Source organism: Rufibacter sp. JT3400010, from assembly GCF_054956755.1.
Genome location: NZ_JBUDXA010000019.1, coordinates 1 through 18,120 on the forward strand (window position 1 = coordinate 1; position 18,120 = coordinate 18,120).

Below are 18,120 nucleotides of genomic sequence, written 5' to 3' on the forward strand. Positions count from 1 at the left end.
CTGCTTTTGGGGGTTTTTTTCGGAAAACCCCCCCCAAACCCCAGGGCCGTGGCTTGTTCTGTTTGTTTCCTCGTCCACTTCCCAGACACGTGTGTGCTACCTTCGGCCTTTGGCCGATAGGAGCATCATTCTTCTGTAAGAATGATGCTCCTATCGGGTGGTTTTCGGCGAGTCTGGAGACTCGCTTCATCCACAGTCACGAGACTGGAGTCTCGCGCCAGTTGTGTAAGTTGAAACCTGTGAGGTTTTTAAGATCTAATAGCTTTTTGCGTTTTCAGCCTATTTTCCGCAATGTCGCCTGCTCCCAAGACCTCGTAGCGTCCGGAGGACCTGCGAGCGTCTGCGCCACCGCCATTTTCAGCCCATTTTCTGCAAAACTGCCCAAAAGTAAACGGCCTGAGTAAAGTGGCTTACCTATTATTGCTCTCTGCGGAAAGGTGTTGCTGGGCTTACTCTTCCTTTTCCCATTGAGGCTCGTCATCCTTCCAAATGGCAAGGTAGGTGGGGTCATTGTTGCGTTTACAGGCCCTGAACATGAGGCTGGTTTCAAAGCTGAATTCCACGTTGCCTTTGGGGTCCAGGGCTATAAAGTTGCGGTCCCCTTCAATGCGGTCGCGGTAGATGGACATGGCTTCTTTGGCGGCCTCTGGGAGCGGGAGTTCTTTGTATTTCATGAGGGCGTACACTTCATGGGCCACGTTGGAGAGCATGATGCCTTCCCCGTCGCCGGTGCAGGAAACGGCCACCACCTCATTGTTCGCGTACACGCCGCTGCCAATAATGGGGGAGTCGCCCACCCGGCCGGGAAGTTGGTTGACCAGTCCGCCGGTAGAAGTGGCGGCGGCCAGGTTGCCGTGTATGTCCAGGGCAACGGCCCCCACGGTGTCATGGTCTGTAGTGGCTTCTTCTTTCTTCGCTTCTTTGAGGGATTTCTCTTTTTCCTGGGTCAGGAAATACTCGTCGGGTTTCAGTTCCAGGTTGTGTTCGCGGGCAAATTCTTCGGCCCCTGGGCCCACCAGCATCACGTGTTTAGATTGGGTCATGACCGCTTTGGCCAGTGAAATAGGGTTCTTGACGTGTTTTACACCCGCCACGGCACCCGCCTGCATGGTTTTCCCGTCCATGATGGCGGCGTCAAACTCAGTGGTATGGTCGCTGGTGAGGCTGCCCCCTTTGCCGGCGTTGAAAAGCGGGTTGTTTTCCATGCTGTTCACAGCCGCCTCTACGGCGTCTAACGCGCTGCCGCCGTTCTTTAAGATATGCCAGCCGGCCATGAGGGCATTTTCCAGGCCCTGTTCATACGCTGCTTGCTTGGAATCACTTAACTCATCACGGCTCTTGTTTTCGGCTCCACCATGAATGGCAATCACCCACTTCTTCTCCATAGTATGTGGTGTCTTTAGGTTCGGTTTCAGGGTACGGGCCCTCTGCCCGGGTGCTTGAATGTACGGGAAGGCTCAGGTGCGGTTGACCTGATAAATACGGAATCAGAATAGGGATTTTACGGAGGCGATATTGCCCAACGCCTTTTCCTGGTTTAAGGCTGAAATTGGTATTCTAACTTAAAAATTCCCTTTGTTTTAAGTGTGCTGTTCTGATTTTCTGGTAAGGAGTAGAAAAATACCGTGTTTTAACAGGAGAATTGCCGTGTTTCTTCGGGCACTTTCCAGGGGCCGTAAAACGTATGCTATACACCTGAGTATCTCCGGAAATATAAATTTTTATGAGTGGGCTACAGTAGTTCTCTAGGACTGTTCATCAGATATGGAGCATGTCCCATACCAAACGATAGAAAGGAAGATAGTATGCAGAAGATCATTACAGAAAAGAGAGGCGATAACATGATTATTCTATTGCAGGACGATGTAGACGCCTCAGATCACCGTTTAACCAGGCGTTTGCAAAGCCCCCGGTTGTCTGCGCAGCAATGTAGTATCTGGGTAGATTGTTCTAGTCTTAAATGTATAAGAACCAAGGGTTTGTGTCACTTTATAAGCCAATTACTCGTACTTAAATCATATAAAGTGACTATTACGCTCTTACACCTAAGTGCCCAGCAGCGGAAGGTATTGGAGTTGTTTAAACTGGATACAATGTTCACATTGGTGCCAGATTTTGAAGAGGCGTACCAGTTGGTGCAGGCATCATAGGGTTCGGCAGTTCTTCTTTGGGTAAGGCAAGGAAGAAACTGGTTTACGCGAACATCTGAAGTTCAATAGAATCTATAGCGTACTTCTTCTCATCTTTTAAGAAGTAAAAGCAGCATAGCGAAATGGGGTTGGATAAATTCAAAGATTTGGAAGAGGCGCTTTCTTACTTAGGACAGCAGGGGTATTCTCATACGTTTACCTGCTGCCCAGAAGGGTGGCAATGCCAGCAAACAAAGGAAATCTTCTCACCAGAGGAGTTGCAGGTAGAAAAGAGCCATAGATTTGAAAAGCACAAAGGCGCCCATAAAGTGGCGGTACTTTACGCGGTCTCGGCACCCAGCGGTATCAAAGGTATTATCTTAGATAACTTTACCACCTACAGCAACGCCCTGTTTGGGGAGTTTCTGGTGCGTATGAAACTGCACCAGATAAGAGCAAACGGGCGTAAAACCGTTTCCTGATTAGTTATTACCAGGGTTTTAGATAGAACTCCATTTCTTCCCACAGTCGGTTAAATTCCTGGGAATACGCCGCCACGGCGTGGGCATCTGATGTGACCAGCACGTTTTCATGGTTGTACAAGGCGGCGCTGCGGGTCCAGTTGTAAGAGCCCGTGAGTACGTGCGCGTGGTCTATGATGGCAAACTTGTGGTGCATGTGGTTGGGCGTGTTGTCTACCTTGACCTTTACACCCGCCTGCGTCAGTTGTTTGATGTCTGACCCTTTGTCAAAGAGCTTCTCATTGTCTGTGAGCAGTTGTATTTTGATGCCTTTGCGGTGGGCCGCCAGAATAGCGTTGGTAATGCGGTCATCTGAAATGGTGAACACGCAGATTTTTAACGAAGCGGTAGCCGCACCAATGCACGCCAGAATGGCGTTCAGGCATTCTTCGCCGGGGCTGAAGTACACCGCATCCTGTATGGCAGGGGTGTTCCTGAAGAGGGAAAAGACATTTTTCAAGCGAAAGAAAATAAGTGGTTCCGCCGGAAAGATACAAACTTCCCCTTGATTGGGTCGCCGCAAATTCCTTAACCCCAAACCAAAGGTAACTAAACGACCAAGAGCAGCCGCCCTTCTACAAGCGCTTTTCCTTTTTATGGATTTCAAACCAGCAGCCAGTGCCCATTCCTACGGGTAAAAGTGGCTTTCTCCTGGCGGCGCAGGATATCTCATTTTTCTTTAAGTCGTACTAGTAGGGTACTTTTGCGCACAGAATACTGCCCTTTTGACATGACAAAGCACCCTCAACATGTGTTGACGCCAGAGACCGGCCCGCTTGCCGAACCCACCAGACTGTTTGACTGTCTGGCCTATCAACTACACCATATGCCCCTGGAGGATATGTTCGGCGCCAAAGAGGAGGGCAAGTGGCGAAAGTATTCTACCCAAGAGGTGATTGACACCGTGAACCTACTGAGCATGGGGCTGTTGGCAACCGGTCTTTCGGCGGGTGATGGTTCTGAGGAGGGCCGTGATAAAGTTGCGATCATCAGCGCTAACCGCCCCGAGTGGATGTTCGTGGACCTGGCTATTCAGCAGATAGGGGCCATTTCTGTGCCCATCTATCCAACTATTAATGCCAAAGAACTGACGTTTATCTTGCAAGATGCGGCTGTGAAAACGGTATTTGTGGGAGACAAGGCTTTGTACCAAAAGGTGATTGGCCTTCGGGAAAACATACCGCATTTGCAGGCCGTGTACACGTTCCATCAGGTTCCCCAAGCCCGGCATTGGAAAGAACTGCTCTTTGAGGTTTCGCCTGAGTTGGAACGGCAATTAACCCTGAGCAAGGAAAGCATTCAGCCCGAAGATCTGGCTTCTATTCTCTATACCTCCGGCACCACCGGCACGCCCAAGGGCGTTATGCTCTCGCACCGCAATATCCTGAGCAACATGTTCAGCAGTACCCTGGTCATTGAAGAAATAGGCGTGCGGGGCAAAAGGGCGCTCAGTTTCCTACCTTTGAACCATGCCTTTGAGCGAATGGCCACCTATTGCTATCTCTATGCCAGTGTCTCTGTTTATTTCGCTGAGGGCATGGACACCATTGCCCAAAATCTGGGGGAGGTGAAGCCCACCATGTTTACGACGGTGCCCCGCCTGCTGGAGAAAGTGTACGAAGGCATCTTGAGGAAAGGAAAAGAACTCACGGGCATCAAAAAAAGCCTGTTCGACTGGTCTTTGAAACTGGCGGAGCGCTATGAGATCAACACCCCACTTCCTTTTGGGTACAGACTGCAAGTAGCCCTGGCAGATAAACTGGTCTTCAGTAAATGGCGCGAAGCGCTGGGTGGCGAGGTGAAGTCCATTATTACCGGAGCAGCGGCCTGCCAGGTAAGGTTGCTCAAAGTCTTTACCGCCGCCGGTATTGTGATCCAAGAAGGATATGGTTTAACCGAGGCTTCACCCATTATCAGCGGTAACCGGTATCCTGAAGAAAACCGCATGTTTGGCACCGTGGGTCCGCCGTTAAAAGGGGTAGAGGTAAAGATTGCCGAGGACGGCGAAATTCTCTGCAAAGGCCCCAACGTCATGATGGGCTATTACAAACGCCCTGATCTTACCGCAGAAGTGATTAAAGACGGTTGGCTGCACACCGGCGATATTGGTCGGCTGGTGAACGGCAAGTTCCTCCAGATTACCGACCGCAAAAAAGAACTCTTCAAAACCAGCGGCGGCAAATACGTGGCGCCTCAGCCCATTGAAAACAAAATGGTGGAAAGTCCATGGATTGAGCAGATCATGGTGGTAGGGGAGTCCCAGAAATTTGTAGGCGCCCTGATTGTGCCCGCCTTCCAGGCCTTGCAGGAGTGGTACTCCGCACAAGGTTTGCCCTACCCGGGGAACCTGGCTGCCGTGGCAGATAAAAGGGTGCGGGCGCTTATCTCTGAGGCAGTGAAACAATACAACCACTTTTTCAATCCGGTAGAGCAGCTCAAGAAATTTACCCTCTTACCCCAGGAGTGGACAGTGGCCAACGGAGAACTCACGCCTACCCTTAAACTGAAACGCAAAGTGCTGTTTGAAAAATACCAGAACGCCATCCAGGAAATCTTCGCCTAGCTTACAACGCTTTACCCAAACGGCCCTTGTAATTTGTGTCCGTACCACCGCTGGTGCGAGCGTCCCGCTCGTGTCCGCACGCATTTCCTGCACTTCCCCTCTTTTGTCATCCTGAAAGGATCTTGTGAGCAAACGGTAAAAGCGCTTAAGACAAGGTTTTCTAGTTCGTCCACAAGATCTTTCCAAGATGACAAAGTAGGTTGGAACGCAAAGGAATAACCCAGCACATCGAGTGTTTGTAAGAAAGCAAAAGAGGATCGGGAATGCGTGCGGACACGAGCGGGACGCTCGCGCCAGCGGTTGCTATTGGTTTCGCTCTTTAGGGCTGTTTTTAGAAAAATACCCCAAAAGCAGGTTGAAGGAGCGTGTCTTATAGTAAGAATGCTAGCTGCAAAGTGAAGAAAGCCAACCCCAAGCCACTGCCCTCCCAGTTTCATCCATCCATTCATTCTCTCAATCATCCATTCTCTCAATCACTCAATCCTTCACTCGCCTCCCGTCAGCTTCCGTACCAGGCTCTCTAGCCTGGTCAGCCTATCTTCCAGGGAGGACGGTGATTTCAGGTACGTGCTGTAAACGCCGTCTACGTGCCAGATCTCCAAAACCTCTTCGGGTGAAATGGCCAGGTGTTCATAGTCCGGGTTATCGGCTTTCAGGAGGAAGGCGCCTTCGGCGGTGAGGCCCTGGTAACGGCGGGTAATCAGTTTGTGGGCGGTGACAAGTAAATAGACTTCGTTTGTCTTCAGTTGGGAAGCATCTGTGCCTACTGAGGAGCAGTACAGGATATCGCCGTGGCGAAGGCCGTGTTGCTGGTACTGCATCTCTGAACCGGTATGCTCAAAAGCCCGGTGCAACTGCTGGGGTTCGCCGGGCAGAAGCAGAGTGGGCAGGCCGTTTACGAACTGTTTTTCCTGCCTGTGTTGGAAGTAGGCGGCTTGCTCGGTGGCCATGACCAGCACTGTGCCGTGAGTTGGCTTTTTAGGGGCTGCTACATTTATGAGCAGGTTGTCCTGGTGTAAGTCCCGCTTAAAAATATCAAATCCGGCTAAATCGTTAACAGTGAGTTCTTTGGTAATTAAGAGGTCTAAACTGATCTCGAACTGCCGGGCAATCTGAATAAGCGTGTCAATTTTGGGTTCAGACCTGCCTTCTTCATACGCGCCCACGCTAGGTCGCGCTAAATCAAACAGTTGCGCAAAGGCTGCTTGGCTCAAATTTTTGACCGTCCTAATCTTCTTGATGTTCTTCCCGATGCACGACATAAAAATTTATTTAAAAATAAACCTGCTACAATTTTGAGCGTATCTATTTTTTGTAGTATAATTGCTCTCGAAATCAGCACAAGATAAGGAGTAAAATTGAATGTTGCTACAAGTGTGAGCAAAAAGGAACGTTTTAAGGTAGTTTTTCTGTAAACGGGCAAAAAGGAAAAACAAGCTTGCTACGTCAGGATTATGAGCAGGATAGCAGCCTAGAGGTGAATGAGTGTTTAGTAGGGGTAGCGTTTAGAAACCAGAAATGTAAAATCAGATGAAAAAGAGAAATCAGTTCGCGTCTTGGCTTCCCATTTTGATCACCTATGTGCTTGTGAAGGTGGCGCAGAACCTGGCCGGGTTTGAATATGACATTTTCACAGAAGGGGTGTTCACCCTCAGGTTTGTGCTTGATGTTGCTTCTTGGGTTGTAGTGTATGTACTGGTCTTTTTCCTGTTGCGAAAGGTATTTTCAGCGAGGGAAGCCGAGGTTTAATGAATGAACGGGCGTAGCTTAGAAACAGAAATATTGAGAAAAAGATGAAACACAACTACTTTCTGCAAGTGAAAAACTATCTGGTGGAACTGGACTACCAGATTACCCATGAAAACGCGCACGACTGCGTGTTTGTGGTGGAGAAGGAAAGCCTGGGCATCAAGAACTTGGTCATAGGCTGCACAGACCCGCTTTTGATCATGGAACAGTACATTCTGGAACTGCCCCAGGTAACGGTGGAAATCTGCCAGAGCCTGCTCCAGAAAAACCGCGACATCATTCACGGAGCGTTTGTGCTGGACGAATCGGGCCGAAGGCTCATCTTCCGTGATACCCTGCAAATGAGCAAACTGGACTTACACGAATTGGAGGCTTCCATGAATTCGCTGGCCCTTTTACTGAGCGAATACGCCGATCAACTTCATCAATTTTCTAAAAGCTAACCCTTGCCTGTCATGAATATTCTGCAACGCATTCTAAAATCAAACCAGAAAAAAGCGCACCCCAGCGTAGAGGAACTGAAAACTGCCATTCAGCAGATGGAAGAAGATCTCCGGCAACTGCTGGCCCAGCTGGAGAAGAACAAGGAAGACCTGGCGGTGTCTGGGCAGGAGGGGCAACCCGCCCCAGATGGCAGAGAGCGGGTTGCGCAGACCCTGAAAGATACCATTAGTGAGTTGGAAGTCCAGTTACGGGTGCTTCGGTCACGGGTAATGGTCAGTTCTGCCACTAACACCATCAACCATCAGATGGCGCAGCTCAGCACGTTGGGCTCTGTGACCTTGCTCCAAAACCAGAACGAACACGCCGCCGAAGGGCACGCAACCCCACCGGCCGGTGACAAGGCCAACACCTCCCCAGAGGCAAACCAAGCTCCCGGGCAGCCCTAGAAAGAAAAGCCTTTTCGGCTCCTTTTTCTCAAAACAGGCCAAAAAATGAATTCCAGCCTTGCCGCTGGCAAGCGAAAAGAGCCCCGCCGTTTTCTGCCCCTTTTCTCTACACAAGGCTGAAAATGAAACGAAACAGGATTCATAACGCAAGACTCAGCACTCAGCACTCTTTTTACAATGGGACAAGTAGGATTTATCTTTTTCGCGGCGGTGGGCTTCTGGTTAGGGAAAGAGGCGCAGGACGTTAATCAAGTGGCCGAGGCGCTGGTGCCCGTTCTGGCCGAGGTGGGCCCGCAACTGCTGGAGATGCGGGTGCAGCTCTGGCAAGCCGTCTGCCTGGAGGTGCTGTCGCCGGGTTTGTTCTCCTGAGTATTGGAAAACTCCTAAAGGAAAATAATCTGCTCGCCAGATAGAATTATTTAGGGAGATTGCGCCAGATTTTGTACTTTTAGAGAACCCCAGCTTCGCCTATGCCAGAACTTTTACACGCCTCCTTCTCCATTGCCAACGTTTTTGCCAGCGGCCTGCTCGTTTTTGTACTGCTCTACTGGCTCACCGTTATTGTAGGTATTCTGGATATTAGCTCGTTAGACGTTGATTTTGAATTGGATACAGATGTGGACGCTGACGGACTTTCTTCATTGGAAGGAGTTGACGCGGTATTGGCGTTCTTTAACCTGGGCCGGGTGCCGCTCATGATTTTCTTGTCTTTTTTCGCGCTGCCGTATTGGGCGGTGTCGGTGGGCGTCAATCACGTACTGGGCACGCAGTCCAATTGGGTGGGGCTTCTGCTCATGGTGCCGCTTCTGGTTTTCTGTCTGTTCGTGGCCAAGTTCCTGACGCTGCCTTTTGTGAAGCTGTTTGCCGCCATGCAGAAAGAAGAAGCGCCTAACACCGCGTTCATTGGGCAGATGTGTACCGTTTTGCTTCCGGCTAATAACGCCCAGATTGGGCAGGCGGCCGTGAAAACCAGCGGCTCGCCGGTGCTTTTGAACGTGAAAACGGCTCAGAATAACCTCGTCCAGAAAGGCCAGACGGCCGTGGTCATTGAGTATCTGCCTGAAAAAAATCTTTATTTAATAGAACCTTATTCCTCTCTTTAACCCTTTGTCAAAATTCTATGTTTCAAACCCTTACTCTCACATCTGTCCTTCTGATGGCGGTCATTGTCTTCGGGGTGTTTGTGGTCATTATCAAGATGTACCGCAAAGCCATTCAGGGCGAAGCCATGGTGCGTACCGGCATGGGCGACACCAAAGTCTCTTTCTCCGGCATCTTCGTGGTGCCCATCATCCACAAACTGGAAGTGATGGACATCACCCTTAAAACCATCGTGATTTCCCGCACCGGGGCCGAAGGTTTGATTTGTAAAGACAACCTGCGCGCCGATATCAAGGTGAACTTCTTTCTGCGCGTAAACAAAACCCAGGAAGACGTGGTGCAGGTGGCGCAGTCCATCGGCTGTAAAAGAGCCTCAGACCCGGGCGCACTGGAAAGCCTGTTTGATGCTAAATTCTCCGAGGCATTGAAAACCGTGGGCAAGCACTTCGACTTTGTGGAGCTCTACCAAAGCCGCGAAGACTTCAAACGCCAGATTCTGCAAACCATTGGTACAGATTTGAACGGCTACGTGCTGGACGACTGCGCCATTGACTACCTGGAGCAAACGCCACTATCAAGCCTGAACGAGAACAATATTCTGGATGCCGAAGGTATCAAAAAAATCATTGACCTAACCGCCCGCCAGAAAGTACAGGCCAACCTGATTGAGCGCGAGCGCGAGAAAACCATCAAAAAGCAGAACGTAGAGGCGCAGGAGACCATTCTTGAGTTGGAGAAGCAATTGGCAGAGAACCAGGAAAAACAACGCCGCGAGATTGCCAGCATCAAAGCCAGAGAATCGGCGGAGATTGAGAAAGTAACCCAGGAACAACGCATGATTTCCGAACGGGCCCGCATTGCCACCGATGAGGAAGTCATGATTGCCGAGCAGAACCGTGAGCGCCAGGTTTTGGTGGCCGAACGCAGCAAACAGCGCACAGATGCCGTGGAAACCGTGCGCGTGGAGCAGGCCCGCCTGTTAGAAAACAACGAGAAAGAACGCATTGTGGCGCTGGCCCAAATTGAAAAAGAGAAAGCCGTGGAAGAAGAGCGCAAAAACATTCAGGGCATCATCCGCGAGCGGATTACGGTGGAGAAAGCGGTGGTAGAAGAAGAAGAGAAAATCAAAGACACCAAAGCCTTCGCCGAAGCAGAGCGTCTGAAATCTGTCGCCATCACTACCGCCACCATGGTCGCCGAAGAAGCGTTGGTGAAGGAAATCAAAGGCGCCGAAGCCGCCCGCCAAGCCGCTGAATTTAGAGCGCAGCAGCTCTTGATTGACGCCGAGGCCGAGAAAACCTCGTCGGTGAACCGCGCCCAGGCCATGAAAGTAATGGCCGAAGCCGAAGCCACCCAGGCCGCCGCCGTGGGATTATCAGAAGCGCAAGTGATGGAAGCCAAAGCCGCCGCCCGTCAGAAAGAAGGCGAAGCCGAAGCCAATGTGACCGAACGTCAGGCCGTAGCCACCGCCAAAGCCACCCGTGTACAAGCCGAGGCCCAGGCCGAAGCCGAAGAGAAACTGGGATTGGTAGCCGCCAAAGTGACCCAGGAGAAAGGAATCGCAGATGCTTCTATCATCGCCAACCTGGCTGCCGCCGAAGAGAAACGCGGCTTAGCCGAAGCCCGTGTGAGCGGCGAGAAGTTCACCGTGGAAGCCAAAGGCATAGAAGAGAAAGCCGGGGCCATGAAGAAACTGGACGGTGTAGGCAAAGAGCACGAAGAATTCAAACTGCGTCTGGAGAAAGACAAAGCCATTGAACTGGCCCAAATCACTATCCAGAAAGACATTGCCGCCTCCCAAGCCACTGTGCTCTCTGAAGCCCTCAAAGCCGCCAAGATTGACATTGTAGGCGGTGAAACCATGTTCTTCGACCAGATTGTAGGCTCCATCACCAAAGGCAAACAGGTAGACCGCCTGGTGACCAACAGCGAAGTGTTGGGCACCGTGAAAGACGCTTTCTTCCAAAAAGACAGCAACGGCCACATCGACTTTAAAGCCAACCTGCAACGCTTCATCACCCAGTTCGGCATGAACTCAGACGACGTGCGCAACCTCAGCGTTTCGGCCTTGCTTCTGAAAATGATGCAGCAAAAGACCCTGGACGAAGCCACTACCAACACCTTGAAAGAGCTGACTTCTACGGCTTCTGCTTTGGGACTTGGTGACAGACCGGTCTACACGTTGAATTAAGATACTTCTCAATCCCCGCTCTTCTCAAGCAGGAGAGCGGGGATTAAGAGTGCTGAACCTGAGCGAAAAGCGTTTCAGGCCGGTTTTGTAGAAAGTAGGTTGAAAGCGTTGATGGCGCAGACACTCGCAGGACCTTCGGACACTGCGAGGTCTTTTGAGCAAAGGCTCATGCGATTTGGGAAAATTTCTTTTAAAACTTTATGGCTCTTACATTATGGTTCAAGTTTTCAACTTGGACCTAAAATGACCTGAAGTTTGAAACTTCAGTGAGCGTAAGCCTCAAACTGGCATTTGCAGACAGCAGGCTCATGAAGGTAAGTATCTACACTTTGAACGAAGGAATTGGCTCGTTCTCACCTTTTAATATAGGTATTCCCAATCACAAATGTCTTTTTCAGGCCATTTTTAGAGAAGTGGGTAGAAGACGGAATAGGAAGAAGTTAGAATGGGATTGTGGGTAAAAACTGTCATTCTGTGGGAAAACTTAATGGTCAATGTTTTTCTAGCTTGGTTTTAAATCAGTAATTTTAGTTTTAGCCTTAGAATTATTGACGCAAAGTATCCCTTTATGAAAGCTATTTCTTTTTCTCTTCTCCTGAGTGTTTTAGTAATGACCGCGGGCCAGGCCCAAACACCTGCTCCGGCTAAAAGTGGGGGCAACTACAGCCTGCAACAGCAGTTCACTGCGTTAAAGTACCGTTCCTCCACTGAGATAAAATACAACCAACCGCATAAGGTGGTCAATCAAGCCAGGTTGGATGCCTTCTTTGCAAGCGTACAAGACACACTGCGGGCCCGGCAGCAAAGCATTAAGAACGCCGGAAAAGAAACTGCCGTCAAACTAGCCCAGACCCAGAAAGAACTAGCCGACCAAAAAGCGCAGGTACAGGCGCTGCAAGAGGTAAACGCCCAGAAAGAGAGACAAATCCAGCAAGGGGCCCATGATGTCGCCAGCCTGTCGGTGTTGGGTATTGACATGGACAAGCAGGTGTACGTGATTCTGAGCTTAGTCATTATTCTGGCGTTAGGAGCAGTGGCCGCCGTCTTTGCCTTCATGTACAAAAACAGCAACCGCGTGACCCAGGAGAAAATCAACGCCTACGACGAACTCACCGAAGAATTCAAAGCCCACAAGCAACTGGCCCGCGAAAAAGAAGTGAAATTGAAACGTGAGCAGCAATCTGAAGCCAACAAAGTAGAAGAATTAAAGCAGCAATTAGCCCAGTTGCGGAATTAACGGAGGAGTACAAACAGTAAAAACAATTTACTCTTGCTACTTTATCTGATACTCCCCCTTTGAAGGGGGTAGGGGGATGTTGACACAGGAGGTCACGCATTGTTAAATAGGGAAAGTATGATGCAGGAGAGACTTAGAATCCTTGTCAGCTATGGAGCAATAGGCTTCATAGTTACGGTGCTGCTGCTCTTTGTCGCGCCTTTGTGCATGGTCTTCCTACCTACTGTTTTCAATCTGCTGCTTTGGGAAAAGTTGAAAACAGTAAGAAATAGATATCAATATTTAGCACTTGGATTAGTAATCAGCTTTTTTACTACCCTCATGTTTTTTCTTCAGGTATTGTATGTAGAAGCGGATTGGTGGAGTTGCACTGAACGTATCTCTGACCGACAGGCTGCTATTGGGTATGCCTCTACCATGATTCTGTTCTCACTGTTGTGCTGGGGCTATGGAACTGCTTTTCTTGACAAAAGAAACGTAATAAAAATGCCGTAATCTGCAGGTGTAAACATCCCCCTACCCCCTTCAAAGGGGGAGTATCAGATAAAATGGCAAACAAGATTGAATTGTAATAATTAGGTGCCTGACCTCGCAGCGTCTTCAGACCTGCGAGTGTCTCTACCAACTACGCTTCCCCGCCCTTTCTCCAAAACTGCCAAAACGCAAATTATACCACACCATCACTTCGCCCCACAAAAACGAAAACCCTTCTTCATAGGAGCGGGATTGAAGGTGAGCAGCAATTAAAACCATGAACCCAACAACCCCAACCTCTACCGCTTCGGATTCTCTTAACACCGTTCAACTGGAAGGCGGTACCTATGAAATCCTGCGAAACCGCCTGAGTAAAAGCGGAGGCGAGTTGCGGGCGCTTTCGGACCAACTGAACCAGGAGCGGAAAGAAGTCTTCGGGGCGATTGAGACAAAGCTGCTGACTACGGAGCGGGTCACTACAGAGCACAACTGCGTGCCTTGGGATATGGTACCGGTGGGGGAGTTGATGCTTTTTGGCTACAATGTGCATCTGGGATTGAAGACGGAGGTGGAGTTGAGCGATGTGTTCAGCGTTTATGCCTACCAAAACCACTCTTTTCAACAGCAGGGGTTGGAGTCAATCAACCATGGGGAGTTTCAGGACGAGTTCCAGAAGCTGTACAAATACTACAAGAATACGCAGTTTGTGAAGTTCGCCGTACAGGGCGTGCACCTGTTTATGGTGTTCCGCATCGGGAAGGGCGTGAATGACATCAAGACGTTCAAGTGGGCTATTCAAGGCGGGAAACTGACGTACCTGGACAACCGCTCTGACCACGAATATACCTTCCCCAACCAGCATGATTTCGCCTGGAAACGGGTAACCCGTGAGGCGCACCGCAAAGGCAAGCACCCGCACATCTCCATTGAAGACAAGGTGTTTGTGGAGACCATCGGCGGGGATTTGACCATCAAAGTAGAAGACAACACCGAAACGGGTCAGGGTATCTACTCCGAGCCGGTAGAAGACAAAGACCAGACGCTGGATGATTCTGAGGTGTACTATGCCCTCATCGGGAACCTGATTCTGATTAAGGTTAGGCCATACCGCGAAAACAACTACCGCTATATCGTCTACAATGCCAAACTGAAGGAGGCGCGCCGCATTGACGCCATTCAGGATTGCTGCGTATTCCTGCCCGAAGACCAAGGCATCATCTACGCGTACGGCTACTACCTGCAGACCGGCGAGTTTAAGTCTTTTGACAATGGCCTGCAGGACATGCTGTTTGAGAAGCGCATCGCCTCGCCCAACGGCGAAGATTTCCTGTACGTCTTCTACAACAAGCAGAGCGGCGTGTACCTGCTCTTGAGCTACAACCTCATTACCCAGAAAATTGAGAGCCCCATCATCTGCCACGGCTACGCCATCTACGAGAACGGTGAGCTGTGCTATTTTAGAGCGGATGAGGAACCCAAAAAACACCATGCCCTCCAGATTTGGCAAACCCCGTATATCGGCAGCAACTTCACCATTCCGGTCACCAAAGAAAGTTACCTGTACAAGATTGGCAACAAAGAGATAGTGCAGGCCATGGCCGAGTGTACCGAGATTCTGACTTTACTAAACAAGGAAGACTCCTACGACAACCTGTACCTCGACCTCATCAAGCTCACCACCGATTTACTGGACTCGTACCACTGGCTCTCCAATAAAGAGACCTATGAACTGGCGGCTCCCGTCACGGCCATCCGGCAGACGGCCACCGCAGCGGTGGAGGAGTACGAGAAGGTCATCAGCATCAGAAAGAGTACCCAGGCGCAGGTAGACCAGGTGCTGGGCACCGCCGATGCTTTGCTTTCCAAGCTCAAGATGCAGAGCAACGGCCACATCAACGACTTCGTGAAGGCGCTGGCCGATTTGCGCTCCGTGCGTGGCGAGGTGATTTCCTTAAAAGAATTGCGTTACGCGGATATTACTAAGATTGAAACGTACGAGGCGCAACTGCAGAGCTTCAGCCAGGACATAGCCAGCCAAACTGTAGAATTCCTGTTAAAGCCTGATGCGTTGGTGCCGTATGAAAAGCGGGTAACGGAGATAACGACGGGCATTGACAAGATTGTCAAAGTGGTGGAGGCTGATGCTACCGAGAAAGAAATCTCGGGCGTGAGCACGGAGTTGGAGATGCTGATTGAGATTGTGAGCAACCTCAAGATTGAAGACGCCACCCAAACCACCCGCATCGTAGATGCCATTTCCACCATTTACGCCTCTTTCAACAAAACCAAAGCCACTCTCAAACGCAAGCGTCAGGAGCTTTTAAGCTCCGAAGGTCAAGCTGAGTTCAACGCCCAAATCAAACTCATCAGCCAGAGTGTTATCAACTTTCTGGACGTGTGCGACACGCCCCAGAAGTGCGAGGAATACCTCACCAAGCTCATGGTGCAGTTGGAGGAACTGGAAGGCCGCTTCTCTGAGTTTGATGCCTTTTTAGAAATCATAGCCGATAAACGCGAGGAGATTTACTCTGCCTTTGAGAGCAAGAAAGTAGCCCTGCAGGAAGCGCGCAACAAACGCGCCACCACCCTGCATCAGGCCGCCGACCGCATCTTGAAAGCCGTGCAAAGCCGCATCAGCAAGCTGGACACCGTGGCCGACATCAACGGCTACTTCGCTTCTGATTTGATGCTGGAAAAGGTGCGCACCACGGTTGACGAACTCCTGGCCATGGGCGACACCGTGAAAGCCGATGCCATCCAGAGTCGCCTCAAAACGCTGCGCGAAGATGCCGTGCGCCAGCTCAAAGACAAAAGCGAGCTGTTCGTGGACGGGCAAAACGTGCTCAAGTTCGGCACGCACCACTTTACTGTGAACACTCAGCCATTGGAACTGAGTATTGTGCACCGCGACGATGCTATGTATTACCATCTCACCGGCACCAGCTTCTTCGAGAAAATTACCGATGAACGTTTTCTGAGCTTCAGGCCCATTTGGGAACAGTCGCTTATCTCAGAGAACAATCAAGTGTACCGTGCGGAATACCTGGCTTTTCAAATCCTGCAGGCCGCTCAAAGCGCCAAGAACCATCACGCCCCGGCTGATGGGCAGGAGGGAAGTTGGCGGCCTTTAACGCTAGATGAGTTGCACAAACTTAGCCAAGAGGAACTGCTGGAGTATGTGCAGAAATTCATGGCTTCCCGCTTCAACGAAGGTTACCTCAAAGGAGTGCACGACCATGATGCCGCTGTGATAGTAAATGCTTTGGTGCGCCTGTTCAAGACCGCTGATTTACTCCGCTACACTGCCGTAGACCGCGCCGCTGCCCGTTGTTTCTGGGCCGTTTTCGCGAAAGAAGGCCAAAAGCAGCTGTTCCATTATCAACTGAAAGGCGTGAGTGCCATCCTGCAAGTCTTCCCCGAAACCCACCAATTCGACAACATCAAAGCTGATTTACAACGCGAGCTGCAGTTGTTTCAGCAAGAAACAGGTTTGTTGCCAGAAGCAAATGCAGTTGCCGCTGGTGAATATCTCTTCTTTGAATTGACCCGTGGTGACCAGTTCATTTCCAGTTCCCAGGCAGCCGCGCTGGTGCAGAGCTTCCATACGTACCTCACAGAGAAGAAAGCGTGGGAAATGTTTGAGGCCTCGGCCAAAGCGTTGGAGGAAAACAAAGTAGAGCAGTTTGAATTGATGCAGCACTGGCTCAAGGCATATCTGTCACAAGCTAATCTGGTGGAGGAAACGGAGTACGTGCCAGAGGCGGCAGTGCTGTTATTCTTACAAGAATTGAAGCCGAAGCAGATAGTACAAGCCAACTTGCGGGAAACTTTGGTAGGAATGCAAGGCAGTCACCCGCTGTTGAAAGAGCAGCAGTATCCGTTGCATTTCCATCAATTCCAGCAGAAACTGCAGAGTTACGAAACACAGGTGGTGCAGCAGTTCAGGCAATTCCACGAGTTGAAGCACCAAATGACGCAGTCCTTTGAAGAGGAATTGCGCTTGCAGGAATTCAAACCGAAGGTGATGGCCTCGTTCGTGCGGAACAAGTTGATTGATCAGGTGTACCTACCGCTTATCGGGGCGAACTTGGCCAAGCAGATGGGCACGGCGGGCGAGACCAAGCGAACTGATTTAATGGGCATGTTGCTGCTGCTGTCTCCACCTGGTTACGGTAAAACCACGCTTATGGAGTACATCGCCAACCGCTTGGGCATCATCTTCATGAAAATCAACGGTCCCGCCATTGGGCACCAGGTCACGGCGCTGGACCCCACCGAGGCTCCTAACGCCGCCGCCCGCGAGGAACTGGAGAAGTTGAACCTGTCCTTCGAGATGGGCGACAATGTGATGATTTACCTGGACGATATCCAACATTGCAACCCTGAGTTCCTGCAGAAGTTTATCTCGCTTTGCGATGCTCAGCGCAAGATTGAGGGCGTGTACAAGGGCCGCAGCCGCACCTATGATTTCAGAGGCAAGAAAGTATGCGTGGTCATGGCCGGAAACCCCTACACCGAGACCGGTGAGAAATTCCGCATACCCGACATGCTGGCCAACCGCGCTGACATCTACAACCTGGGTGACATCATTGGTGACACCGAAGACGTGTTCAAGCTGAGTTACCTGGAGAACTCCCTTACCTCCAACGCCGTGCTGGCGAAGCTGGCGGCTAAAAGCCAGAAAGATGTGTACGCGCTGGTGAAGCTAGCCGAGACCGGCAGCAACGAAGGATTGGAACTTGAAGCCAACCACACCGCCGCCGAAATAAGCGAGAACGTGGCGGTGCTCAAAAAGCTCCTGCACGTGCGCGACGTCATCCTGAAGGTGAACCTGGAGTACATCCGCTCCGCCGCCCAAGCCGACGAATTCCGTACCGAACCGCCGTTCAAAATGCAGGGCTCGTACCGCAACATGAACAAGCTGGCCGAAAAGGTGATGCCGATTATGAATGACCAGGAACTGCACACGCTCATCCTGTCGCACTACCAGTCAGAGTCCCAAACCCTGACCACGGGTGCCGAGGCCAACATGCTCAAGTTCAAACAGCTCATCGGCATAGCCACTCCAGAGGAAATGCAGCGTTGGGAAAACATCAAAACAGCCTTTGTGCGCAACAATAAACTCAAAGGTTTTGGAGACGGCAACCAAGTAGGGCAGGTGCTGGCGCAGATGGAGAACATTGCTGAGGGTTTGGTGGGAATTAAGAAGGTATTGGGGGAAATGAAGCCTGAGACAAAGTTGATAATAGGGGAGAATTAATTCTC

The 18,120-nt window shown here is 50.6% G+C and carries 15 protein-coding genes; 12 read left to right on the plus strand and 3 right to left on the minus strand.

Annotated features, from left to right (window positions below; genetic code table 11):
• Positions 1-449: 449 nt before the first annotated feature.
• The gene (locus ACY0JR_RS15775; RefSeq protein ID WP_462635082.1) at positions 450-1,385 is read right to left on the minus strand and encodes an isoaspartyl peptidase/L-asparaginase family protein; all 936 of its coding nucleotides are present in this window, start codon (positions 1,383-1,385) and stop codon (positions 450-452) included.
• Positions 1,386-1,805: 420 nt separating this feature from the next.
• Here ACY0JR_RS15775 and ACY0JR_RS15780 point away from each other — a divergent pair, with 420 nt between their 5' ends.
• Both ACY0JR_RS15780 and ACY0JR_RS15785 read left to right on the plus strand, forming a co-directional pair.
• Positions 1,806-2,150, plus strand: coding sequence for a hypothetical protein (locus tag ACY0JR_RS15780; protein ID WP_462635083.1), 345 nt, complete (start codon positions 1,806-1,808; stop codon positions 2,148-2,150).
• Between the two features lie 122 nt (positions 2,151-2,272).
• On the plus strand, positions 2,273-2,611 hold the full coding sequence (locus tag ACY0JR_RS15785; protein ID WP_462635084.1) for a hypothetical protein: 339 nt from the start codon (positions 2,273-2,275) through the stop codon (positions 2,609-2,611).
• Positions 2,612-2,618: 7 nt separating this feature from the next.
• Here the strand turns inward: ACY0JR_RS15785 and ACY0JR_RS15790 are convergent, their stop codons facing one another.
• A complete protein-coding gene (locus ACY0JR_RS15790; RefSeq protein WP_462635085.1) occupies positions 2,619-3,110 on the minus strand; it encodes a phospholipase D-like domain-containing protein in 492 nt (163 codons plus the stop codon).
• A 270-nt stretch (positions 3,111-3,380) separates the two neighbouring features.
• Here ACY0JR_RS15790 and ACY0JR_RS15795 point away from each other — a divergent pair, with 270 nt between their 5' ends.
• Complete coding sequence (locus ACY0JR_RS15795; protein ID WP_462635086.1) at positions 3,381-5,213, plus strand: AMP-dependent synthetase/ligase; 1,833 nt, start codon at positions 3,381-3,383, stop codon at positions 5,211-5,213.
• A gap of 485 nt (positions 5,214-5,698) precedes the next feature.
• On the opposite strand, the gene ACY0JR_RS15800 is transcribed toward ACY0JR_RS15795, so the two are convergent.
• Positions 5,699-6,475, minus strand: a complete 777-nt coding sequence (locus ACY0JR_RS15800; RefSeq protein ID WP_462635087.1) for an XRE family transcriptional regulator — start codon at positions 6,473-6,475, stop codon at positions 5,699-5,701.
• 268 nt (positions 6,476-6,743) lie between these two features.
• Between ACY0JR_RS15800 and ACY0JR_RS15805 the strand changes: the two genes are divergently transcribed.
• The 9 genes from ACY0JR_RS15805 (at position 6,744) to ACY0JR_RS15845 (ending at position 18,115) form a co-directional block, all read left to right on the plus strand.
• On the plus strand, positions 6,744-6,962 hold the full coding sequence (locus tag ACY0JR_RS15805; protein ID WP_462635088.1) for a hypothetical protein: 219 nt from the start codon (positions 6,744-6,746) through the stop codon (positions 6,960-6,962).
• A gap of 44 nt (positions 6,963-7,006) precedes the next feature.
• Positions 7,007-7,405: a YbjN domain-containing protein gene (locus ACY0JR_RS15810; RefSeq protein ID WP_462635089.1), complete on the plus strand. Its 399-nt coding sequence runs from the start codon at positions 7,007-7,009 to the stop codon at positions 7,403-7,405.
• Positions 7,406-7,417: 12 nt separating this feature from the next.
• Complete coding sequence (locus tag ACY0JR_RS15815; protein ID WP_462635090.1) at positions 7,418-7,852, plus strand: hypothetical protein; 435 nt, start codon at positions 7,418-7,420, stop codon at positions 7,850-7,852.
• Positions 7,853-8,029: 177 nt separating this feature from the next.
• Entirely contained in the window at positions 8,030-8,221 is a 192-nt protein-coding gene (locus ACY0JR_RS15820) for a hypothetical protein (protein ID WP_462635091.1), read from the plus strand.
• A 101-nt stretch (positions 8,222-8,322) separates the two neighbouring features.
• Positions 8,323-8,955, plus strand: coding sequence for a hypothetical protein (locus tag ACY0JR_RS15825; RefSeq protein ID WP_462635092.1), 633 nt, complete (start codon positions 8,323-8,325; stop codon positions 8,953-8,955).
• 17 nt (positions 8,956-8,972) lie between these two features.
• Positions 8,973-11,144 (plus strand): flotillin family protein, encoded by a 2,172-nt coding sequence (locus tag ACY0JR_RS15830; RefSeq protein ID WP_462635093.1) that lies wholly within the window; start codon positions 8,973-8,975, stop codon positions 11,142-11,144.
• A 568-nt stretch (positions 11,145-11,712) separates the two neighbouring features.
• Positions 11,713-12,381 (plus strand): hypothetical protein, encoded by a 669-nt coding sequence (locus ACY0JR_RS15835; RefSeq protein ID WP_462635094.1) that lies wholly within the window; start codon positions 11,713-11,715, stop codon positions 12,379-12,381.
• Positions 12,382-12,498: 117 nt separating this feature from the next.
• On the plus strand, positions 12,499-12,876 hold the full coding sequence (locus ACY0JR_RS15840; RefSeq protein ID WP_462635095.1) for a hypothetical protein: 378 nt from the start codon (positions 12,499-12,501) through the stop codon (positions 12,874-12,876).
• 256 nt (positions 12,877-13,132) lie between these two features.
• A complete protein-coding gene (locus tag ACY0JR_RS15845; RefSeq protein WP_462635096.1) occupies positions 13,133-18,115 on the plus strand; it encodes a DNA repair ATPase in 4,983 nt (1,660 codons plus the stop codon).
• Positions 18,116-18,120: the final 5 nt, after the last annotated feature.